This is a genomic window from Ruminococcus sp. MCC718, assembly GCF_018783905.1.
GTDB lineage: Bacteria > Bacillota > Clostridia > Lachnospirales > Lachnospiraceae > Hominisplanchenecus > Hominisplanchenecus faecis.
Map to the genome: position 1 here is coordinate 1 of NZ_WQNP01000164.1, position 23,101 is coordinate 23,101.

Annotated in this window: 19 protein-coding genes, 1 tRNA gene, 2 pseudogenes and 1 CRISPR repeat array; of the genes and pseudogenes, 4 read left to right on the top strand and 18 right to left on the bottom strand. The window is 41.7% G+C overall.

Going from position 1 to position 23,101, the window contains the following annotated elements:
- From GPK60_RS12965 to coaBC, 5 genes and pseudogenes are all read right to left on the bottom strand, one after another.
- Positions 1-73: pseudogene (locus GPK60_RS12965) on the bottom strand (IS607 family transposase); the annotation flags it as partial.
- A 226-nt stretch (positions 74-299) separates the two neighbouring features.
- On the bottom strand, positions 300-1,613 hold the full coding sequence (locus GPK60_RS12970) for a putative DNA modification/repair radical SAM protein (RefSeq protein ID WP_215660580.1): 1,314 nt from the start codon (positions 1,611-1,613) through the stop codon (positions 300-302).
- A gap of 443 nt (positions 1,614-2,056) precedes the next feature.
- On the bottom strand, positions 2,057-2,917 hold the full coding sequence (locus tag GPK60_RS12975) for an Mrp/NBP35 family ATP-binding protein (protein WP_215660582.1): 861 nt from the start codon (positions 2,915-2,917) through the stop codon (positions 2,057-2,059).
- A gap of 212 nt (positions 2,918-3,129) precedes the next feature.
- Entirely contained in the window at positions 3,130-3,357 is a 228-nt protein-coding gene (locus GPK60_RS12980) for a hypothetical protein (RefSeq protein WP_215660584.1), read from the bottom strand.
- An 89-nt stretch (positions 3,358-3,446) separates the two neighbouring features.
- Entirely contained in the window at positions 3,447-4,697 is a 1,251-nt protein-coding gene (gene coaBC / locus GPK60_RS12985; RefSeq protein ID WP_215660586.1) for a bifunctional phosphopantothenoylcysteine decarboxylase/phosphopantothenate--cysteine ligase CoaBC, read from the bottom strand.
- A gap of 242 nt (positions 4,698-4,939) precedes the next feature.
- Between coaBC and GPK60_RS12990 the strand changes: the two genes are divergently transcribed.
- The 3 genes from GPK60_RS12990 to GPK60_RS13000 all read left to right on the top strand — a co-directional run bounded on the left by GPK60_RS12990 (position 4,940) and on the right by GPK60_RS13000 (position 6,647).
- A complete protein-coding gene (locus GPK60_RS12990) occupies positions 4,940-5,572 on the top strand; it encodes an ECF transporter S component (protein ID WP_022119877.1) in 633 nt (210 codons plus the stop codon).
- A 71-nt stretch (positions 5,573-5,643) separates the two neighbouring features.
- Positions 5,644-6,426: a type III pantothenate kinase gene (locus GPK60_RS12995; protein ID WP_022119876.1), complete on the top strand. Its 783-nt coding sequence runs from the start codon at positions 5,644-5,646 to the stop codon at positions 6,424-6,426.
- Positions 6,427-6,576: 150 nt separating this feature from the next.
- A tRNA-Trp gene (locus tag GPK60_RS13000) sits at positions 6,577-6,647 on the top strand.
- A gap of 189 nt (positions 6,648-6,836) precedes the next feature.
- On the opposite strand, the gene GPK60_RS13005 is transcribed toward GPK60_RS13000, so the two are convergent.
- The 3 genes from GPK60_RS13005 to panD form a co-directional block, all read right to left on the bottom strand.
- Positions 6,837-7,844 (bottom strand): bile acid:sodium symporter family protein, encoded by a 1,008-nt coding sequence (locus GPK60_RS13005; RefSeq protein ID WP_022119875.1) that lies wholly within the window; start codon positions 7,842-7,844, stop codon positions 6,837-6,839.
- A 3-nt stretch (positions 7,845-7,847) separates the two neighbouring features.
- Positions 7,848-8,687, bottom strand: coding sequence for a pantoate--beta-alanine ligase (gene panC, locus GPK60_RS13010; RefSeq protein ID WP_022119874.1), 840 nt, complete (start codon positions 8,685-8,687; stop codon positions 7,848-7,850).
- Positions 8,688-8,813: 126 nt separating this feature from the next.
- On the bottom strand, positions 8,814-9,197 hold the full coding sequence (gene panD, locus GPK60_RS13015) for an aspartate 1-decarboxylase (protein WP_147632300.1): 384 nt from the start codon (positions 9,195-9,197) through the stop codon (positions 8,814-8,816).
- A 486-nt stretch (positions 9,198-9,683) separates the two neighbouring features.
- Between panD and feoB the strand changes: the two genes are divergently transcribed.
- Entirely contained in the window at positions 9,684-12,020 is a 2,337-nt protein-coding gene (gene feoB / locus GPK60_RS13020) for a ferrous iron transport protein B (protein WP_215660587.1), read from the top strand.
- A gap of 267 nt (positions 12,021-12,287) precedes the next feature.
- Here the strand turns inward: feoB and GPK60_RS13025 are convergent, their stop codons facing one another.
- From GPK60_RS13025 to GPK60_RS13070, 10 genes and pseudogenes are all read right to left on the bottom strand, one after another.
- Positions 12,288-13,604, bottom strand: coding sequence for a CRISPR-associated protein Csm6 (locus GPK60_RS13025; protein ID WP_215660589.1), 1,317 nt, complete (start codon positions 13,602-13,604; stop codon positions 12,288-12,290).
- 19 nt (positions 13,605-13,623) lie between these two features.
- Positions 13,624-13,965 (bottom strand): CRISPR-associated endonuclease Cas2, encoded by a 342-nt coding sequence (gene cas2, locus GPK60_RS13030; protein WP_173897922.1) that lies wholly within the window; start codon positions 13,963-13,965, stop codon positions 13,624-13,626.
- The gene (gene cas1 / locus GPK60_RS13035) at positions 13,943-14,944 is read right to left on the bottom strand and encodes a CRISPR-associated endonuclease Cas1 (protein WP_215660591.1); all 1,002 of its coding nucleotides are present in this window, start codon (positions 14,942-14,944) and stop codon (positions 13,943-13,945) included. Before cas1 ends, cas2 begins: the two co-directional genes overlap by 23 nt.
- A 78-nt stretch (positions 14,945-15,022) precedes the next feature.
- A CRISPR array of direct repeats spans positions 15,023-15,851; the repeat unit is 36 nt; unit sequence GTTTCCGTCCCCTCTCGGGGAGCTATATTTCTTAAT.
- Positions 15,852-16,031: 180 nt separating this feature from the next.
- The gene (gene csm5 / locus GPK60_RS13040; protein WP_215660593.1) at positions 16,032-17,156 is read right to left on the bottom strand and encodes a type III-A CRISPR-associated RAMP protein Csm5; all 1,125 of its coding nucleotides are present in this window, start codon (positions 17,154-17,156) and stop codon (positions 16,032-16,034) included.
- Positions 17,153-18,079 carry a type III-A CRISPR-associated RAMP protein Csm4 gene (gene csm4 / locus GPK60_RS13045; protein WP_215660596.1) on the bottom strand — a complete coding sequence of 309 codons (927 nt, stop codon included), beginning with the start codon at positions 18,077-18,079 and terminating at the stop codon, positions 17,153-17,155. The genes csm5 and csm4 overlap by 4 nt, the downstream gene beginning before the upstream one ends.
- Before the next feature lie 12 nt (positions 18,080-18,091).
- Positions 18,092-18,757, bottom strand: coding sequence for a type III-A CRISPR-associated RAMP protein Csm3 (gene csm3, locus GPK60_RS13050; protein ID WP_215660599.1), 666 nt, complete (start codon positions 18,755-18,757; stop codon positions 18,092-18,094).
- 12 nt (positions 18,758-18,769) lie between these two features.
- Positions 18,770-19,174: a type III-A CRISPR-associated protein Csm2 gene (csm2, locus tag GPK60_RS13055; RefSeq protein ID WP_173866839.1), complete on the bottom strand. Its 405-nt coding sequence runs from the start codon at positions 19,172-19,174 to the stop codon at positions 18,770-18,772.
- Positions 19,161-21,542 carry a type III-A CRISPR-associated protein Cas10/Csm1 gene (cas10, locus tag GPK60_RS13060; RefSeq protein ID WP_215660602.1) on the bottom strand — a complete coding sequence of 794 codons (2,382 nt, stop codon included), beginning with the start codon at positions 21,540-21,542 and terminating at the stop codon, positions 19,161-19,163. The genes csm2 and cas10 overlap by 14 nt, the downstream gene beginning before the upstream one ends.
- Complete coding sequence (gene cas6, locus GPK60_RS13065) at positions 21,535-22,275, bottom strand: CRISPR-associated endoribonuclease Cas6 (RefSeq protein ID WP_173887326.1); 741 nt, start codon at positions 22,273-22,275, stop codon at positions 21,535-21,537. Before cas6 ends, cas10 begins: the two co-directional genes overlap by 8 nt.
- 409 nt (positions 22,276-22,684) lie before the next feature.
- A pseudogene (locus GPK60_RS13070) lies at positions 22,685-23,101 on the bottom strand (hypothetical protein); the annotation flags it as partial.

A 23,101-nucleotide genomic window follows, 5' to 3' on the forward strand; every position in this document is an offset into this window, starting at 1 on the left:
TGTCCCAACGCTGTAATGTTTTCACAGAAACACCTATTAATTCAGCAAAATCTTTTGGTTTATAATTCGTGATATTTGACATGTTCATAATAATACCTCCATAGGTATATTTAAACATATTTAACCATATTAAGCAATATATTTAGTTACTTATAAATTCCTCCTAATACCAGCAAGTCCACACACTGCTTATTACTTTTCGCAATTGAAGCAGGGAACTTACTTGATTTGCTTAAAAAATGTCCTGTAAATAATTCTCTGTTTTGTACTCCTGTAATACGTCTCTGACGAAGTGTAAGTCACCTCATATTTGGCAGATCCGCAAATGGCATAGTATCATCAAAAAGCGACATCTGATGATATTTCGGCACTTCCATACGGGCATCCTGCTTCTCTCCAGCAAGCAGATTACGGACGATCGCATCCTCTTCCAGCTTGACCGGATAGTACATCCTGCCGCTGCAGGTGATAAAATAGATTGCTCTCTTTAAAACAACCCCCATCTTTTTCAGGCCTTCAAAAGAAAGACTTCCGTATCTTCTCGCCTGGACGATCCGCTTTGCGGACTTGACTCCGATCCCCGGGACACGCAGAAGGGTATGGTAATCCGCGGTGGTAACTTCCACCGGAAACTGCTCCAGATGACCGATCGCCCAGTCACACTTCGGATCTAAGAATACATTGAAATTCGGACGCTTTTCTGAGAGAAGCTCACCTGCCTCAAATCCATAAAACCGCATCAGCCAGTCCGCCTGATAAAGTCTGTGCTCCCGTAAAAGAGGAGGACCACCGGGCAGTGTCGGAAGTGCTGCATCTTCATTTACCTGAACAAACGCCGAATAAAAGACTCTCTTGATCTGAAACTTCTGATAGAGAGACTCGGCAACCGAAATGATCTGCAGATCATTCTCCGGAGTCGCACCGATGATCATCTGCGTACTCTGTCCTGCCGGCACAAACCGCGAACTCCGGCGATATACCGTCAGATCATACTGATTTTCCTGCCGCATGGTCTGGATCTGCCGCATCGGTGCAAGGATCGTCCTGCGGCTCTTATGCGGTGCCAGCTTTTTCAGTCCTTCCGCTGTCGGAAGCTCCAGATTGACACTCATCCTGTCCGCCAGATAACCGGTCTTTTCAATCAGAACCGGCGAAGCCCCCGGAATCGCTTTTACATGGATATATCCTTCAAAATGGTACTTCGTACGAAGCAGACAGAGTGTCTGATAAAGAAGCTCCATCGTGTAGTTTGGATTTTGCAGTACACCGGAACTTAAAAATAATCCTTCTATATAATTGCGCCGGTAAAACTCGATCGTCAGCTGACAGACCTCTTCCGGCGTAAATGTGGCACGCGGCACATCGTTACTGCATCGGTTGATACAGTACTTGCAGTCATAGACACACTCGTTGGTCAGCAGAATTTTCAAAAGAGAAATACATCTGCCATCCGCCGAAAAGCTATGACAGATACCGGCTTCCACACAATTCCCGATTCCTGTGCCGCTGCCCTTTCGTTTGGTCCCGCTTGATGTGCAGGCCACATCATACTTCGCTGCATCACTTAAAATTTTCAGTTTATCAAAAATCCCAAGGTTTTCCTGTATTACCATCTTCCGCCCTTTCTCGAACCTACGTTCTCGAATATTTGTTCGTATTATAGCATAGCTTTCTGCAAAATGCAAGTGTAAAGTGCCGGAAATCCGAACATACTTTCTGGTTTTTGTCAAAAAACTCCAAGAAGAACATTTACAAAACCTGTGCACCTGCAAACGTTTAATAAGAATAAATTTTACAAAATCAAAAAGCAGCAAATGCATAAGAAATTTCTTATACATTTGCTGCTTTTATAATATGATGATGCCAGTGGTCAAAAGGTCTAAAACCATATGAGCTTACTCATAGGTGGGTGAAAGACCTTGGGACTCGCTCCGACCGAAGCGGAGCGTAGACATAAAAGTGGGATGATAGTCCCACGATATGCGAATATGATGTGAGATGTCTCTCATCTGATATAGCCTCCGGCAAATTGCAGATTTGAATAGATCGATGAACGCTATGCCTCTTCTTTTTTTACACGATCCAGCTGATGCAGTACTTCAAATGCATCCGTTAGATATTTGTTTTCTGCTTTTGCAAAATCACCTTTATCAGAAAGTTCTGCCAGGGACGGATCGATCGGCATCTTTCCAAGTACCTTAAGATCCATTTTGCCTGCAATTTCTTCGATATGGCTTTCACCGAATACAGAAATCTTCTTTCCGCAGTCCGGACATACCAGATAGCTGTAGTTTTCCACAATACCAAGGATCGGCACATTCATGCTTTTTGCCATATGGTATGCTTTCTTTACGATCATCTGAACAAGATCCTGCGGTGAGGATACGATCACGATACCATCCAGCGGCAGCGACTGAAATACGGTCAGAGGTACATCTCCGGTTCCCGGTGGCATGTCCACGAACAGATAGTCCAGTTCTCCCCAGATCACATCTGTCCAGAACTGTTTAACCATACCGGAAATAACCGGTCCTCTCCAGATAACCGGTGCTTCTTCATCCGGCACCAGCAGATTGATAGACATAACTTTGATATCATTTTCTGCCAGCGGCGGATAAATACCATTATCGTCCGCCTGAGCCGGTCCGTGCAGTCCATACATTTTCGGAATGGACGGTCCTGTGATATCTGCATCCAGAATACCGACACGATAGCCCTTTTCTGCCATCAGGTTCGCCAGAGATGCCGTTACCATAGATTTACCGACGCCGCCTTTTCCGCTGACAACGCCGATCACATGTTTCACCTTTGTATATTCATTGGAAGCCACCTGAAAACTTGTTGGTTTATTTTTAGATGGACATCCCTCGCAGCTTTCTTTGGTACAGCCGCTGCTGCTGCATTGTTTCTCAGCCATTTTCAAACCTCCTCACACAAATTTATCCTTATCGTAACTGTTTTTACAGTCATCATACAAAAAACCATGGAGAATCGCTTCTCAATGGAATTATCAGTTAACTATAACGCATTTTTTCAAGGATTACAACCTGCTATCCAAAACCATAGTGAATGTTTCGTACCTTTACCATCTGCACAGATCCACGAAATTATTTCTAAATGGATAGACTTTCAAATCTCCGTAAACGTATATCTCTGTCGAATCCCGGAAGTCATAATGTCAAACACAATGCTCCCATCCGGAAGAACACTTTTTTCATAGCTTACTTCTTTTCCCTTGAATTTATCCAGCACAAACTTTTCCGGATCATCTGTGTAGATCTCATCGATAAAGACATCCCGCATCTGATTGTTTGCACATTCATTAAAAATTTCCCAGACTGTTTCATATTCTTTCATTCTGATTCCCTCTTTTTCTATTTGATCGTAATATTTAAATCGAACGCATGTGAGACCTGACACGCGATTCCGGTCAGCTTTGCTGACATTTACCTGACAGAATTGCTGTGCAGTCTGCACTCCATAGCTTCTGCCAAAAGAGGATTCTGATTTTTTTGCTCACAGATGGCATCCAGAATACAGTCTGCTGCCTGTGCCTTGCTCATCAGGTCAAATGCCTGCTCACTGTCTTTTGTGATGATCGTGATCACGTTGGTATCTGTGCCAAATCCGGCTCCTGCTGTTTTTAAATTATTTGCGACGATCATATCCAGTTTTTTCTGTTCCAGCTTTTTCTTTGAATTTTCCACAACGTGTTCCGTTTCCATGGAAAATCCACATAAAAATGTTTTTGCGGTTCTGTTTTCCCCAAGATATTTTAAAATGTCCTGTGTGCGGGTAAGTGCAATGCTCATCTCGCCATCGGATTTTTTGACTTTCTGATCATAAACTTCACTCGGACGATAATCTGCTACTGCTGCAGCCATAATCACAATATCTGCATCCGCAGCCTCTTCTTTGACTGCTTCAAACATCTGCTGTGCACTTTTTACCGGAACCATCTTTACAAAATGCGGCTCCTCTGCCTCGGTGTGCCCTTTTACGACCGTCACGGAAGCTCCACGCAGCATCGCAGCTTTCGCCAGGGCAAATCCCATTTTTCCTGTTGAATGATTTGTGATATAGCGAACCGGATCGATCGCTTCCATCGTAGCTCCGGCACTGACCAGAACTTTCATCCCTTTCATATCCTTTTCACGTGCAATGCTTCTCACAATATGTTCAACCAGAAGCTTTTCTTCCGGAAGTTTGCCGATTCCGGAATCACCACAGGCAAGATGTCCGCTCGCCGCCTCCACCATCTCAAAACCATAGTTCTGAAGACGTTTCATATTGTCCTGCACGATCGGATTGAGGTACATATTGGTGTTCATCGCCGGTGCAATGATCTTCTGACAAGTGCATGCAAGTGCCGTCGTTGTCAGCATGTCATCTGCGATCCCGTTTGCAAGCTTTCCTATTATATTGGCACTTGCCGGTGCGACCATGAGAAGATCTGCTCTCTTTGCCAGTGAAATGTGCTCTACCTGAAACTGAAAATTCCGGTCAAACGTATCAATCAGACATTTATTTCCGGTGAGCGTCTCAAAAGTGATCGGATTGATAAAATTGACTGCATTCTTTGTCATGATCACTTCCACATTACAATGCAGTTTCTTTAACATACTTGCCACATTTGCCATTTTATATGCTGCAATACTTCCTGTTATCCCAAGTATTACCGTTTTTCCCTTTAACATCACAAAACCTCACGTTCTTTTCTAAATTATTTATGCAATGATAAAACTTTTTTTGTTTATCATAACATACTTTTTATGTATTGTCAGCCTGCCTGGAAAAATTACACTGTTTCCCTTGTCATTTAAAATTTGCTATGCTATGATACTGATGTTTATGAGCCAAGGAGCAAATGGACACAAAACAGTTCCTGTTTTCCTTTGCCCGGCTACTTATATCCATATTTTTCAGGAGGATTTTTACTATGAAAAAAGACACTCGATACCTGGTCAGTGTTGCACTTATGGCAGCGATCGTCATTCTTCTGGCTAACACACCGCTTGGAATGATCCAGCTTCCGATTATTAAGGCGACAACTGTACACATCCCGGTTATCATCGGTGCGATTCTTTTGGGTCCATCCGCCGGTGCGATCCTGGGAGCGATTTTCGGCATCTGTTCCCTGATCAGCAATACAACCGCTCCAACACTTCTTTCGTTTGCTTTTTCTCCGTTTCTGAGTACAACCGGTCTTGTTGGCGTGGTAAAAGCGATCTGGATCTCGGTTGGATGCCGCATTATGATCGGCGTGATCTCCGGATGGCTCTGGATCTTATTTCGAAAACTGAAAGCGAATTCTTATCTTTCCCTTATCATTACTGGTTTTGTCGGTTCGATGGTAAATACGATATTTGTTATGGGCAGTATTTATCTGCTCTTTGCCGGACAGTATGCCGCTGCCAAAGATGTGGCACGCACCGCGGTGTTCGGCCTGATCATGGGTACGGTCACTGCATCCGGCATCCCGGAAGCGATTGCTGCCGCAATCCTTGTCACTGTCATCACAAAAGCACTGCTGAAGGTTGTTCCTAATCTTTCAAACGCTTCTGCTAACTAAATCGCAGGCACAGCTTCCGTGCGTTCGATTTGAATACATACGCTCTGTGCCTTCGCAGAATGGAGGATATTTTGATTCTTGCAATTGATATCGGAAATACAAACATTGTGGTCGGCTGTATCCGTGGGGATGAAGTTCTCTTCACTGAACGCCTTTCCACCAATACAACACATACAACTCTGGAATATGCTATCAGCTTTAAAAATGTTCTGGAAATTTATCAGATCGATGCAAAGGAAATCGAAGGTGCCATCATTTCTTCTGTTGTCCCGCCGATCACCAATGTGATCCGTGATTCGATCCATAAAATTACCGATGCTGAAGTGCTGATCGTCGGTCCCGGTGTAAAAACCGGTCTGAATATTCTGATGGATAATCCGAAAACACTCGGAAGTGACCTGGTTGTCAATGCGGTGGCCGGCATCAGTGAATATCCGGTTCCGCTGATCCTGATCGACCTTGGCACAGCGACCACGATCTCTGTGATCGACAATAAGAAAAATTATATCGGCGGCATGATTCTTCCGGGAATCCGTGTTTCTACCGACTCTCTGACCAGCCGCACTTCACAGCTGCCGCGTATCGGTGTGGAAGAACCCCGCCGCCTGATCGGAACCAACACCATCGACTGCATGAAGAGCGGTATGATCTATGGAAATGCTTCCTGTCTGGATGGAATGATCCAGCGTATCAACCGTGAACTTGGTGAAAAAGCAACGGTAGTCGCTACCGGAGGGCTTGCACGGTTCATCGTTCCGCACTGTCTGGAACATGTCATTCTTGATGACGAGCTGCTCTTAAAAGGTCTGAAATACATTTATTATAAGAATCGCACTCCACGTCATGCCGGATAAAAGTACTTTTAGAACAAATTTCTATATACCGAGACTGAAATCTGCACCGTTCTGAATTGTTATACAAAAATATTTACTGTTCTTTCAAAAAAGTCATTGACAACTTCAGAAATATTTGCTAATATATAGGACGTGTCACGGACACAATACAGGGGATTGGTCAAATGGTATGACAGAAGTCTCCAAAACTTTTAGCGGGAGTTCGATTCTCTCATCCCCTGTTATGAAAACCGAAAGGTCTCAAAAGACTTTTCGGTTTTTTTGCATATTCTTAACTTTATTTTTTGTCTGATTGTCGGTCTGTGCATTCTTATGAGCAAATATGCAATAGATATCACAAGACAGAAGTACACAAAAAAACGACCTCACTTCCATGATCGAGATCTGGAATGAGGTCGTTGAAGATGGCGTTATTTCCAACATCCATGCACGTCATCTCTGTGAACGTCTTGGATTTGTCCAGCCTGGTGTCCTGGTGTCAGCCCTTTTCTTCGGATTCCCGCAAAAACAGAACCGGAAATATTGTGCCAGACACTGAAGATTGCTCCCGGAAGTGTTGCCAGCGGGCTTGTCGCAAAATTTGCAGTCGCAAGGGAAACGGCAAGTCCGCTGTTCTGCATTCCGACTTCAATTGCGATTGCTGTTGCCTTGGAATATTCAATATGAAATATTTTTGCTGCCAGAAGGCCAAGTCCCATCCCGCACAGATTGTGGATCGCCACAACAATCAGTACAAGCACACCGCAGCTTACAATTTTTTCTGCATTGATGGCTACAATTCCGGAAATGATCATCACGATCGATACAACGGAGATCAGCGGCAGCACTTCTGAAATTTTTTCAATTTGCTTTCCAAAGAGTGTCCGGATCAAAATTCCAAGAAGTACCGGGATCAGGATTACTTTTACCACTGAGATCACCATTGCCCAGAAAGACACTTCCACCCAGGTTCCTGCCAGAATATAAACCAGAAGCGGTGTCATCAGCGGAGCGATCAAAGTGGAAGCGATCGTCATACCAACAGAAAGTGCCACATCACCCCCTGCAATATACGTGATCACATTGCTCGCTGTTCCGCCGGGACAGCAGCCGACCAGGATCACACCAAGTGCCAGTTCCGTCGGAAGTTTTAAAATCATACAGAGGATCCAGGCGATCAGCGGCATGATCGTATACTGCGACACAAATCCGATCAGTACTTCTTTTGGTCTTGAAAATACAACCTTGAAGTCTTCCATCCGGATCGTGAGCCCCATTCCGAACATCGCCACTCCAAGAAATACCGAAGTGTATTTAGTCGTCCACGCAAAACCGTCCCGCCAGAAAAAAGCAAGCACGGAAAATGCAATGATGATCACACCGATGTATTTGGTCAAAAAGGAACTGATTTTTCCGATTTTATGCATGATATTTTTCATAGGCTACACACCATAGCTGAAGTTGTCGATCAGTCTTGTTTTTCCGATATAGACTGCCATCGCTACCAGCACATCACGGTCTGCTTTTTCTATCGGCTGCATCGTAAGTGCATCTACCATCATAACATAATCAATACGTGCCAGCGGTTCTGCCTCAATGATCGCTTTCATCGGATTCAGCACTTCTTTTGCATCTGCTCCTGTGTAAATCACTTCTTTTCCGGTCTTTACTGCTCTTGAAAGGCAAAGTGCCGCTTGTCTCTCTTTATCATTTAAGTAAGTGTTTCTGGATGATTTTGCCAGTCCGTCTTCTTCACGGACGATCGGACATCCGACAATCTCAATATCAAAATTCAGATCTTTTACCATTTTACGGATGATTGCAAGCTGCTGTGCATCTTTTTCCCCAAAATAAGCACGATCCGGTGCTACGATATGGAATAATTTTGTGACAACGGTACACACGCCTTTAAAATGAATCGGTCTTGTTTTTCCGCAAAGTGTTTCTGATAAGGTATCAATACTTACGAAAGCATGTGGATCATGATACATATCTTCCGGAGACGGTGCAAAGATCAAATCTGCTCCAAGGCTTTCGCAAAGCTTACTGTCTCTTTCGAAATCTCTCGGATATGCCTCTAAATCTTCATTTGGGCCGAACTGCGTCGGATTTACAAAATCAGAAACCACAACAATATCGTTCTGTTCTCTGCATTTACGGATCAGACTTGCATGTCCTTCATGAAGAAATCCCATAGTCGGCACCAGGCCGATGGTCTTTCCTTCTTTTTTCCATTGTTTTATCTGCTTTCTTGTTTCCTCGACTGTTTTTGTTACCTGCATTTTGTTTCTCTCCTCTTTTTATAGATTACGAGATAGTCTCTGAACTGAACTTCAAAAATCATGCTATATCATATACAAAACAGAATCCTGTCACGAATACAGGTCTGGTTCAGATCAATACTGATATCACCCCAACTGTCCATGTTTTTCGTAACATGAAATTCTGCTGATCTTGTTTTTCTCATCTACGAACACAACGGATGGTTTATGGTTCTTCGCCTCTTCCGGATCATACTGTCCATAAGCCATGATAATAATTTTATCTCCAGTGCTGACACAGCGTGCTGCTGCACCATTTAAACAGATCATGCCACTTCCGCGTTCCCCGCAGATTGTATACGTTTCAAACCGGCTTCCATTGTTCACATCCACGATCTGCACTTTTTCATATTCTAAAATTCCTGCTGCTTCCAGAAGTTCTTCGTCCACGGTAATACTTCCCACATAATCCAGCTCCGCCTGAATAACGGTCGCCCGGTGAATTTTACCTTTTAACATTTCTACTGTCATTTCTAATTCCTTTCCATGCTCACAGAAAAATCAAGTCAGTTGACTCTTTCAATCCAACTAAAAAAGCACCTTCAAGGCATAAAGTGACCCTGAAAATGCTGCTTCATTTCCCTGTTTTCAAAGTCTTACTTTAATCGTTTTAAATATAAGCTCTGTTTTTTGATTTTCCCTGTCCCCGGGATCTACATTGTAATGTTTGATTTTTTTCATTCAGTACGAGTATAGCTTTGCCTGCAAATACTATCTCATGCGGTATTATGGCATTGTTTTCCTCCCTTGTCAATGTTTATCTCAGTCGAGAAGACTCCCACTTCTGATATAATTTTCTGTTGTCGAGAAACAATTATCACTTTTCTTTTGCAGATAAGTGCGGTATGATACATTTGGTGAGAATATTTCTCAATTTTAAGAATCATATATAATTACGAATTTTGAACGTAGAGAAGCGGATTGTGAATGTCCGCTTTACCAATTCAAGGAGGACATATGACACTTAGAGAACTAAAGATAGGCGAAAGTGCTGTTGTCACACAGCTTGGCGGCGAAGGTGCTCTTCGTCAGCACTTTCTTGATATGGGCATGATCCCCGGTGCAGAGGTCACGGTCCAGAAAATGGCTCCGATGGGTGATCCGATGGAGCTGAAAATCCATGGCTATGAACTGACACTGCGTCTTGCAGATGCCGAGAAGATCCAGGTTGAAAAAATTTCTGAGAAAAGAGAACATCAACTTCCGGAAAAGAAACATTTCAAGCGGGAACATCCGGGGCTTGGCGAGGGCGGCAAATATCATGAAAAAAGCAGTGAGCATCCGCTTCCGGACGGCACGGTACTGACTTATGCTCTGGTCGGAAACCAGAACTGTGGAAAAACAACACTCTTTAATCAGCTGACCGGCTCCAATCAGCATGTCGGCAATTTTCCGGGCGTAACGGTTGACCGGAAGGACGGTGCGATCAAAGGTCATCCCGAGACACTGGTCACAGACCTTCCGGGCATTTATTCCATGTCTCCATACAGCAGTGAAGAAATTGTTTCACGGAATTTTGTTTTAAATGAAATGCCAAAGGCGATCATTAATATTGTGGATGCTACCAATATTGAACGAAATCTGTACCTGACGATGCAGCTGCTTGAAATGAATATCCCGATGGTTGTCGCTTTGAATATGATGGATGAAGTGACCGGAAATTCCGGTTCAATCGATATCAATGGCATGGAGGCTTTACTCGGTGTACCGGTCATCCCGATCTCCGCTGCAAAAAATGAAGGTGTGGATGAGCTTGTCCGCCATGCCCTTCATATTGCAAAATATCAGGAACGCCCGACCAGACAGGATTTCTGTGATGAGAATGACTATGATGGTGCCGTTCATCGCTGCATCCACGCTGTGATCCATCTGATTGAAGATCACGCCAGGCGTGCAAAACTTCCGGTACGTTTTGCAGCAAGCAAAGCCATCGAAGGAGACTCTCTGATCCTGGAGCAGCTTGCCCTTGACCAGAACGAAAAAGAAATGCTGGAACATATCGTGCTGCAGTTGGAAAAAGAACGCGGTCTTGACCGCAATGCTGCCATTGCTGATATGCGTTTCTCTTTCATTGAAAAAGTATGCCGTCAAACCGTTGTTAAGCCAAAAGAAAGCAAGGAACATATCCGCAGCCAGAAGATTGACCGTATCCTTACTGGAAAATATACTGCCATCCCATGTTTTGTCGGAATCATGGTCGCTGTTTTTTACCTGACTTTCAACGTGATCGGTGCATGTCTTCAGGATCTTCTTGCACTCGGCATCGATGCACTGACAAAAGTAACCGATCATGTACTGACTGCCGCAAATGTCAATCCGGCCATTCACGGACTTGTGATTGACGGAATCTTTTCCGGCGTCGGCTCTGTTTTAAGTTTCCTGCCGGTTATCGTAACCCTGTTCTTCTTTCTTTCTTTAATGGAAGACAGCGGATACATTGCCCGCGTTGCTTTCTTTATGGACAAACTGCTCAGAAAGATCGGTCTGTCCGGCAGAAGCATTGTACCGATGCTGATTGGATTTGGCTGTACCGTTCCGGCTGTCATGTCCACCAGAACACTTCCAAGTGAACGTGACCGGAAAATGACCATTCTTTTGACTCCGTTTATGAGCTGCAGTGCCAAACTTCCAATCTATGCATTTTTTGTAAATGCATTCTTCCCGGGACGCGGCGGGCTGATCATGGCAGGACTTTATATTCTTGGCATTGTGATGGGTATCCTGATCGCCCTGTTTTATAAAGGCACTTTATTTAAAGGCGAAGCTGTTCCGTTTGTCATGGAACTTCCGAATTATCGACTTCCGGGCTTTAAAAATGTAAGTCAGCTTTTATGGGAAAAAGCCAAAGACTTTCTGCAGAGAGCATTCTCCGTAATCCTGGTCGCTACTGTCGTTGTCTGGTTCCTGCAGAGCTTTGATCTGCATCTGAACATGGTAACGGATTCACAGAACAGCATCCTTGCCACAATTGCGGGAATGATCGCACCGCTGTTTCAGCCTCTCGGACTTGGCGACTGGCGGATCTGTACCTCACTGATCAGCGGATTTATGGCAAAGGAAAGTGTTGTATCCACACTGGAAATTCTTTTTGCCGGAAACGTCAACACTGCACTTTCCACCCTGTCGGCCGCATCACTTCTTGTATTCAGCCTGCTCTACACCCCTTGCGTGGCTGCAATTGCATCCATCAAACGTGAACTTGGACAAAGATGGGCAATCGGAGTGGTTGTATGGCAGTGTGTGATCGCGTGGCTTGCAGCATTTGCGGTACATATGATCGGAAGTATACTGTAATTTCATAAAAAATAAGAATACACAAAAGACAGAGAAAACATATTATCTACGTTTTCTCTGTCTTTTATCTTAGTCGGAGAAGATTCCAACTTCCATAAGTGGCGAGCAACAAATTTGTCTTAGTGGGAGTGCAATCTCCGACTAAGATAAACGCTCCGCGAGGATGCACAGCGATTCTGTTGGGTAAATGTCAGCAAAGCTGACCAGAATCGCGTGCCAAGTCTCACATGCGTTCGACTTGAATGTTAAGTGTTTTTATATATCTGATCACTCTTCCAATGCTTTTAATATCTGCTCATTCATCAGATCATACGAAGCCCAGTTTTCTTTTCTTGTATTGATTTTCACACATTCACAAATGTATTTTATAATCCACATGGTTTCATCTACTGTTTTTCCTGTTCTGTCTTTTACCCATTCCTGTGTAACAGAAACAATACTATGTGCTGCAATATTTCGAACTTTATCTTCTACTTTTAGCAGTTCATTAACTCTCTTCATCAGAAGTTTATTTTTACATTTCGCTTGAACAATCGTATTCAGGTGCTTTGCATAAACTACACCATAATGAAATTGCCTATATTGCTTATTTTCAAGTTGTAGTATTTCTGTTCCATTCAGTCTCTGCTCGTCCCATTTTCGAACATTTTGTCCCTGATAATATTTTGTAATGTCAATATCACAAAACTCTGCTAAAACCATTTCCAGCAAGTCCACGCTAAGAGGTGTAATCGCCCTTAAAAAATCTGCATATTCTCCACGTTTTACTTTTAGATCAAGAATAAGTGTATACTCAAAAAGCACTTTCTTTTTATCTTCTTCATGAACAGCTTTTAATATTCCATTTGCTTCTGGCAGAACACTGTTCATTCGTTTCCAATCAAGAACTGATCTTGCCTCTGCCGTTTCCAGCCATTTATAAGCAAATATACTCAGATCCTGTTTTATATCTTTTGCCACTTCAAGAGCTGCCTTGTAATTATAAGACAATATATGTTTTTTAATAATATCCAGTTTCAGCAGCCGCATCAGATTCATACACTTTACTTCCTGACAACGATTTTCCGCATTCTCTGTATTATCCTGATTAAGTTCCCAGTTTGTCTCGACATCATATTCCTGTCGTTCTTCGTGCTCAATATTGCTTTTTTTCTGTGGCGTAGAAACCTGAATTGGTAAAAATCGATATTCTGCCAGCGTTGCCATGATCAGAAGTGCACTTTTCATGGCAGGCGTTCCGGATGCCATATTAACCAGAAGTCTGTCATCTTCCCCTTTTTCTTTTTCGATATCGCTGATGATGCTTCTGAACTCTTTGTAAAATACATCATATTGCTGCACGTTCACCATCTGATCATTTTCTATGATATGTACCTCAAATGTGTGGTTCAATTTTTTTCCCAACAATTCAATACTTCTGACATAACGATTATCTGTCCTATGATATTCCATCATTTCTTTCGATAAATACAAATAAACAACATCCGGCTTATAATACCGGCAAATATGTAACATAGATCCATCATAAAAATACTTCACAGGATCGGTGTTTCCAATCGGTGAAAATAAATAAGTTCTGCTCATTTTTCTTCCTTTCGTGTTTTTATATCAAAATAACATCCTCTTCCGGTTCCGGTGTATCGCCCCAGGAGATCACTTTACCTTTTCCGGTGATGCGGTAAATTCTCACGCTGTCTTCTGTACTTCTTACACTAACATATTTTGGAATTTCTTCCATTAATTTATTGTAACTTTTGGATGAAAGCATCGCCTCAAAAGCAGATTTCTGCACCCGTTTTCCATAACCTTCCAGCATTTTTGAAAATTTGATTCGTTTCTTATTGTCAACGATATCGTATATGATCAGTACAAATTGTTTATCGTCTTCTAATGCTTCGTTTATCTGAAAATAATAGTCTTCATCATCGAATGATAACCGGTTCATACAAATCTGCATCTCCTTCCTCAATCGCCTTTGTCAGGCGTTCCATCTGCAGTAAAATTGCCCTTCGAAAACTGACTGCATAATCTGTGTATTTCAAATAGCGGATTTCTGTCTGAAATTTTCGTTCCAGTTTGTTCAGATAACTTTTCAGTCCGTCTCTGGTAATATAACATCCAGGTTCATCCATATCAAAATAAAACTGATCTTTTGATATTTCATGTCCATTGATCATACTCATGACTGTTGCATCCACGATCACTGCACGCCATTCTTCCATTAAATCACTTGCCAGCGTAGGATGCTTTTCTGCATCTCGATGAATAAAGCCAAAATAAGGATTCAATCCTTTCATTTCTATCTTACAGTAAACTTCATTCATCAAAAGTGAATAACCAAGACTGATCATGGAATTAAATTCATCTTTGGGCGGTCTGCGGCTTCTCCCCCGGAAGCGAAAGTTCTGTTCAATACATTTGGATAAGCCCTGAAAATAATATTTCGCTGCCTGTCCTTCAAATCCAATCATCTCTTCAATTCTTGAGCAATTTAAAATTTTCTCTTTGCATATCCGCATCATTTTCTGTTCTTCATCCAGCAAAAGCTCACGGCTTTTTTCATAGCGATGCAAAACAACGCTTTGATTTTTCACCTTTGCACTCAAAATCTTCTGTCCCAGTTTCATCGCAAAATCTGTATCATACAAAGCACTTTGTTTTCTCTGCCTTTGAACATTGATATGATCCGTGGACATCAGTCGTCCAAAATACTTACCGCCCTTTGAAAAATATGCGACAGAGATTCCTCTGCACATACATTCCTCCGCACACTTTGTTGTCAGATGCGACTGTCCCATGATCGTGATACCTTCCAGTGATTCAATCGGAATCATTTTTTTCATGCCATCTCGATATTGAACCACGCACTTATTTGCTTCCACACCAATCGTTGCACCATTTTCATTTACATACAACAAACTCATAAAAATCCCCCTTTGCAAATTGCCCCCTGACGGAGAATTTAATTAAACAATGCCAATAGTTGGAGATAGAAGAAATCCCTATCCGTCCCCTGACGGGGTGCTATATTTCTTAATATGGATACATATTATCAGTATAGAGATGTAAAAGTATTTCCGTCCCCTCTCGGGGAGCTATATTTCTTAATAGCATTCACATTCTGGTGGCTGGGAAAATACAGTGTTTCCGTCCCCTCTCGGGGAGCTATATTTCTTAATAGCGAAAAGGTTTGTGATCTTTTTCCATCGATCATGTTTCCGTCCCCTCTCGGGGAGCTATATTTCTTAATAGGAATCATCCGAGACGTTGCAAGAGCGGTTGAAAAGTGTTTCCGTCCCCTCTCGGGGAGCTATATTTCTTAATGGTGATGCGATGACAAACCAAGATTTATCTGATATGGTGTTTCCGTCCCCTCTCGGGGAGCTATATTTCTTAATCTGTCTAACATTTCATTATTCACTTGTCAATGTGTTTCCGTCCCCTCTCGGGGAGCTATATTTCTTAATGATAGAGCGAAAAAGCTAATGAAAAAATGGAAAAATAGGTTTCCGTCCCCTCTCGGGGAGCTATATTTCTTAATAAGTACTTGAGACAGCCGGAGATAGTTACGCATTATGTTTCCGTCCCCTCTCGGGGAGCTATATTTCTTAATGTTAAATACTACCATCAATGAAGAGGTTCTGGCAGCTTGTTTCCGTCCCCTCTCGGGGAGCTATATTTCTTAATAGAACAACCCTATAATAAAGAAAACAAGGTTGTTCTCGTTTCCGTCCCCTCTCGGGGAGCTATATTTCTTAATGAGTCAAAAGAGCTTTTCAAGAGATTAAATGCTGGGTTTCCGTCCCCTCTCGGGGAGCTATATTTCTTAATACCATCTCTTGGACCCCGCTTGTTTTCTGGGGGTATTTGCCGTTTTGCGTGGCAAATTGTTTTTTCTGGAAATATAGCTTTCTTTGGAATGAATTTCTGCAGATTTTCCCAGTGTTTATGCGGTGCGTGGGAAACGCCTGCAAAACTCCCGGATTTCTGCTTCTTTGATTCTTTTGGATTCTATGATTCTTTTGGATGCAACGTCATCTCACACTGTCCCATCATGTATTCTTTTCCCTGATAACGAGTACATTTGAGAATATGCGGTGAGACACCGTATAGCAAATCTTTTTCATGCTTGTGTTCTCTTGGAACCTTTGTTTTCTCAAAAATATCTTTTGTAACCGCAACTGCTTCTCTGCCTTCAAATAATGAGTATATCATAGTTTTTGATACAAATCCACTGCCGCCGCCTAAAAAAACGCTACGATCTGAAATTGTATGATTACCTGCAAATTTGCTCAAAAATGCTTCCTGATACCGTTCTGAAAAACGCTGTACTGCTTCCATAATATCCTCTGCCCGGAATTCTTTTCCTGTTCTCTTCCACAAACTTTCGTCAACTGTAAGCGTGCAGCGTATAATTTTGCCCGGTTTCAGGCATTCTCGCAGAAGATTGATGGTTTTGTTGTTTCCATCTACGTGTTTCTCCCATTTCTGACATAAGATCAAATCTTCTGTGGAAAGTGGTTCACTGTCACTTACTATGATGCCTGCCATACAGTCATTTACTGCATCTCTTTGTTTTTCTGATCTTTCAAGGATATGGAAAGTTTCTTCTTCTATACTTTTGATGTTTCCTGCAAGTACTCTGTCTCGTCTTATTCCCTGCTGCCGGAGATCTTGTTTGATCTGCTGTGCGTGTCTTCTGTATTTTTCCGGATTCTGCATAATTTCATCGCACAGCAAAATGGTTCTCAGCATCCCTTTGATCGAACTGCCTGGAATATACGGCTGTCCATACGGATTTTTCATGCATGCCATGATCTGCATTTTTCCTTTTTCTAACTGCATATCCCCGGCATTTAAAGTATACGCCATGCATCTTTGCATCTCATCCGTTGAAATGCGGTTTCGCATCGCCCAGTGTTTCAGATCTTCTCTTGTATCTTTTACCATGAAGCGTTCCAGCTCCGCCTCCAGATGTTTCTTTTTTGCAAGCATAAAAAGTTTCTGCGGATTTACCACACCTGCCTTATGTCCCTGCAGAATATATTCTTTTTTCTGAATTTCATAACCGCTTCCCACAAAAACAGGTCCTTTTACTTTTAATTCCAGCTGACAGGTTTTTAATACTGATCTCATAAATTCACCCCCAGGAAGAGTGCTTTTTCATAGCGAAAAACAGAATGTTCTCCTCCAGTTTCTTCTTCCTCAACCTGACCTGAAAAAGTTGTTTTAAAACAGGAACCCGGAGCAAAAACATATATATCTTTTTTTCTTTTCGGTCCGTCTTTTAAATTCTGTGAATCAATAAATCCGCCTCTTCGGATCAGAGTGTAGGTTGCCTCTTCTAAAACTTTTTCCAATTGTTGTTTTTGCGGAAGTGCCGTAGACAACAGGATACTCATTTTTCCTGTATCCGTCAGTTTCTTTCTCAGACTTTCCGGCATTTTCCCTTCCAGCGCTTCAAATCTTCCAAATCCGGCACTTCTTTTTCCACCAATTCCGGTATACGAAAGGCTCTCAAGCAATTCTTCAAAAAACTCTTTGTCTTCTTTGCCCTTATAAGCAAGAATCAGATACAGACCATTTCCATCTTTAAAACAAAAAGTACTGACTCGATACGGTTCTGGTTCTTCTTTTCCCCGAACTGCAACGGCTGTTTTCATTGCGTAACTTCCCAATTCTTTCAGGCTGCCCATGTGTTTTTCTTCAAAATCTCCTTTGAAAAAGATTTCCAGATTTTCCTGTGGAATATATTTCAAATTTTTGAAAAGTTTCTTTTTTCTTGAATTTCCCTGCTCCTGATCTGCTTTCGGTTCTATATGTATGACAGGTTTTGGAATATAAAAGCATTTTCCCATGTAAGGAAATGCATCAGAAAACAGAAACTTTCCTTCTTCGATACGCGAAAGAAATTCTTTTTCTTTGCCAAATTTCAATGCTTCCTGAAACAATGCCGCGAAGAACGTATCTGCATGAAATGTAATTTCCGTACTGTCCAGGTTGCCGCTGCCAAACCGTACTCCGTTTTGAAATTCCAGCTGATATAATGTATAATTCACGTGCTCTCCCTCTTATCTCTGTGTTGCCTCTGCCAAAATCCGGTTACATTGTTCCATCAAAGCTTCGTCCACATCACCGACCACTGCTTCTGCTTCTATATTTTGAAATTCAACTTTGCCATACCCACGAGAACCACTGCCGCCAAGATAATCATACTGCAAAAGTTTCATTCCTTCTGCAAGCGTTTCCATATCTTCTATAAATTCCTCTTCCTTCTCCAGCTCATAGATCAAATCCAGCTCAAAGACCGAACCTGCTACCGTACGTTCTATCTGTCTTGGATTTGCAATGGCTGTGGCTCTTGAAATGGAATTTTCAAATTTCACTTCTGTCATACTCTGAAGTCCGGCTTTTCGCAGTTCTCCTTCATTTGCCAGAACCATATCTGCAAACAACAGACGACTTCTTCTGACTTTCTCTTTCTTTGAACTTCCAAACAGTCTGGCAATTCTTTCATGATCATTTTCCGGCTCTACCACTTGACCGTTAAATTCTTTTGCCAGCAGAGTTCGCATTTTTCCTTTTAAGGAACTTCCCGGAATCATCGGCAAACTGCTTCTCGTATCTCTGATAACCGGTGAATCTACGGCTCCAATCGCTGCAAAAGCACTGCTGCCTCCGATATGCATTCCTGTTTTTACATAAAGGTCTCCAAAAATCTTAATTTTTGCATACATAACAATTTCCTCCTATTGTTCTTTTCCGCCATAATATTTATGAAATGCAACCAGTGCTTCCATGTATCTGCTGAAGAGCAGATAATTCTTTTTGCTCTTTTTAATCTCTTTCAGAATCTCCAGAACCTCTGATTTCTCTACAAAATTTCTTACTTTTCTCTTACTGTCATCGCGTCCGCATTCATAGACAAAACGAATCCGCAGATATTCGATTCTTCCGTTCAGCTCATCACTTAATGTTTCCGACTGCCAGGTAAGCACTTGATTATAAATATCTGCTGTCATCGCCAGAAGGTTTCGGAGTTTGGAAGTCGTAACCATATCTACTCTTCCTCTGTTTCTCTGTTTTGATTCTTCTGCCAGCTCTTTTATCACTTTCTCTGCTTTATCCACATAATTGTTTTCATTTATCCGCATAATTTTCTCCTCTCTCCCGGTGCATATATGCATACAGATTTAATGCTGTCTTTAACTGTCTGCAATCTTTTTCTGATTGTATCCATCGGTACATTTTTTCAGCAAATCTGCGATATTGCTCTTTCTGAGTTCCCTCTTCTTTCGGCTCCAGTCTTGAGAGCAGATAAAGGAATCTCGCAAATTCAATTTTATTTTTCTTGTCCTGTTTCAGATTTTGATCCTGATTCCGGATCAGTTCCAACATGCGGTAAAGAAATGACATACCTCGTTCATCTACATTCCGGAAAAATTCCTGTACTGCCCTGTACTTCTGTTCCAGAACTTCATTTTTGAATTCATCCCATTCATAAGTTCCGTCACTTAATGGTTTATCCAGTTCATCTACTTTATGATCCTCTCCGTCTTCCATTAACGTAATAGATTTCTTATTTGGACTTTTCTTTGACTCTTCCTCCATTCGCCCAGTCTCTTCGGCAATTGCAGCTATCGGATAACTGCACTCGTAGATTCCAATACCTGCTGAAATACTCAATGTTCCCTGTGTATAGCGTTTGAACTTTTCTGAAAGATCTATTGCTGCTTCGATCACATCATTCCAAGAACCGACAAGAAAAACATCGTCTCCGCCGGAATAAACAATCGTCACTTTGCGTTTTCGTTTTGAATCTTCTCCCTGTATACTATATTCTCCATTTTCTAAAATACATCTTATATAATATTTGAAAAATACAGACAGCTGTCTGGAAAGTGTCGCTGTTCTTGACAATGTACTTTTCCCCTGAGAAAATCCAGAAACAAATGCCTGCCCCAAATTGTCTACATCTGCACGCATAACTGCGATTCTTTTGATTCCTTCTGCCTGCTCTGCAAACGCTTCAAAGGTATCCCCGGTCGTATAATCACCAACCCACAGCTTTGTCGCAATATGTTTCCCCGTATACATTGCATTTTTTGCATATGTTCTCACATAATAAATATCCTCTTCCATTCTCTTTTTCAATGATTTTTCATCATCCGTTACCATCCTGTATCCCCCCGGAAGAGGCAGCCCTTCCTGCTCTCCTTCCAGTACGATTGAGAAAAATGTATCGTATAAAACATTTTTGGAAAGTGCTTCTATCTTGCGACAAAGCGGGCACACACCTTTCTCATCCACCTGGCCGATTCTCTTGCAGACTTTACATTCTCTTGTGTAGTCATCTGCACGATACTGATTTAATGCAATGATTTCTTCCGCTGTATAACGATGTAATTTTGCTTTCGATATGCCTGCAGAAGCCTGCCGGAACATATTTGCATAGCTTCCTTCCGGAACGTTTCGAAATGTATTGCCGCTGCATACGCTGTAACCAAATGCCACAAAAAGTTCTGTACGAAAATATTTTAAAAACCAGGACTGTAATTCCTTTTGAAATGTGTTTAACACTTCTCGTGTTTTTTGTGTATTGGCAAGAAGCAAATAACAATGTCCACCTCCCGAATAAATCAGATTTGCTCTTGACAACTCCAGTCTCTCAAGAAGTGTATCTATAATGTGCTCCATCATGATTTCCAGATAAAAAGATCTGGCTCTTAAAGTTCTCAATGCATTTTTTGAAGCAATGGTATAAATAAATTTCTGGATACCGGAAATATCTAAAGAACAGAATAGAAATGCTTCTGTTTCGTAAAATTCTGTTTCTTTTGAAAATAACGTCTCTTTATAATTCAGATGATTTTCATTCAGATAGTCATAGATGCAGCTTGCGATTGCTGCCGTCAGTTTTACATGATCAAACAGCGAAATATCTGCCAGTTCTTCTTTTGACGTCGAAGATGGAACATAAGAAAGATTGGCTTCCAGAACTGTCAGAAGCGAATTTAAATATTCACTGTTCCAATCCATCCCTTTCAGATTTTCGGTAATCTGGACTTTTACCGTTGTATAAAAAGACTCCGAAAACGGAATCTTTTCATCCCCTGGATCATTGATTCCATTTTTCGGATCCATATTACCCGGATGATAATATTTTTCCTGATGATTTCCATTCAAAATATTGAATACACTCTGCAGCGGAAGCGAACGTTCAAAACCTCGATCTTCGCTTTCATCTTTTTTCCGCCGGTCGGAAAATGCCGCAATATTATCAGCCAGATATACAATATACGCCAGACTGTTTTCTTTTAAACCAACTGCCCGTTTCAAAAGCGATGCATGATGATAGCGGACGCAGTCCAAAATCTCCGAATCTGTAAGATTTGTTTCCTCTTTCAGATAATCATACCCGGAAATACTGTGATTACGCCTGTCATCTCCCTGACGGTAAATCACTTTTCCTGTATCATGCAACAGACTTCCCATGATCAGTCTTACTTTTTCATCAACCATGTTTCTCCCTCCTGTGCAGCTGCATTGCTCCCATTCCCATACTGGTTTTGATTCCCACACCGGAATATTCTCCAAAACGACATAACAGCCTGATATAATTTGCCATCGTCTCTGTTCCTTTTATCTTGATACAGACATTCCCCACAAATCCATTGATCTGAACTTTTTCCAGTGGAAAAGGCATGGTCTGGAGACGATATCGAATGATCTCACTGTTCCTTACAAGCTCTTCCAGTGTCTCTTCATCGTACATATCCAGTTCTTCTGATGCAGCACTGTATTTTCGCATCAGACTTCCATATACCAGACGCAGATCCGGATAATTCACATATTTTCCGTCACGTTTAAATGCCGTCGGTGTGCAGAACTGCAAATTCAGATAGCGATCACAGCTTTCCTCATAAAATTGTTTCATCAGCTCACTTTCTTCCAGTATCTCGATGCTCCGGCCCACAACGTTTGTGGTAATCGCTTTTCTGCGAATCGTGATCTGTTTCAACTCTTCCAGCGGCAGAATGATATTTTCATAAGCCTCTTCGTTTACGGTGCAAATATACCAGACAGTCTTATCCTTTTCCTTCACGACATACTGGCTGTATGGATTCAGACTATATTGATGCAGTTCCTGTGCATAGTCTGTGTCAATCTGCTCCATCAATACGCCCTGCAAATTTGAAGACTGCTGATATGAAATCTGAGAAGAGTCGAGTTCTATTCTCAATTTTGCATACATGTTTTAGCTTTTTTCTCCTTTTTTTCGTGTTTTTCTACAAATTATTGTATTTATTGTATCATTGTAGTAGAAAAGCGTCAATTCAACCAGCAGTTGAAAATATATTTTTTTGTTTTTATGATATCCTCATCTAATTTTCATTGTTATTCTTATTGCTTATGTTGTATTTATTTTATGAGTTGCCCGACAAATGAACACTATAAGTACCTTGCTACGAAAATAAAACTCGTAGCAAGGTACAAGATAGTACAGAGACAAAAAATAATACAGCCATGATGATGCGAAAACAAATCACTTTGACGAAGATTGTTTTCGCATCATCATGGCATTCTGTTTTACATATAGGTTTTTCTAAGACCCATCTTCTTGCCCTTCGGACAAGAAGCATCTCTCGCTTTAAAAGGCTCGGTCAATTTTCCAGAAATTGCGGCAATTCAGTTATCTCCTGTGCTTCTTGTTTCGAAAATCCTTTTTCAAGAAGTTTTTTGTATACACGGACTTTTTCTTCGTGGATTCCCTCATTTCTGCCTAACTTTCTTCCTTGTTTCACTCCCTGTTCCATTCCCTTTTCTATTCCCTTTTCTATTCCCTTTTCCATTCCCATTTTTTCGAGTCTTTCCGCCACATCACACATACTATGCACTCCTCTCTCTTTCTGAAATATTGCCTGGTAGCGTTCATCCCCGGTCATTACCCGGAGCAATTTCAGTACTTCATCTATATGCCTGATTTCCGTTGGATCATCCGGGATATAATCCTTATGCTTTCTTTTTTGAACAAAGAAATTTGCCACGACTTTAAAATCACTGTGGAAACGGCTGATCTC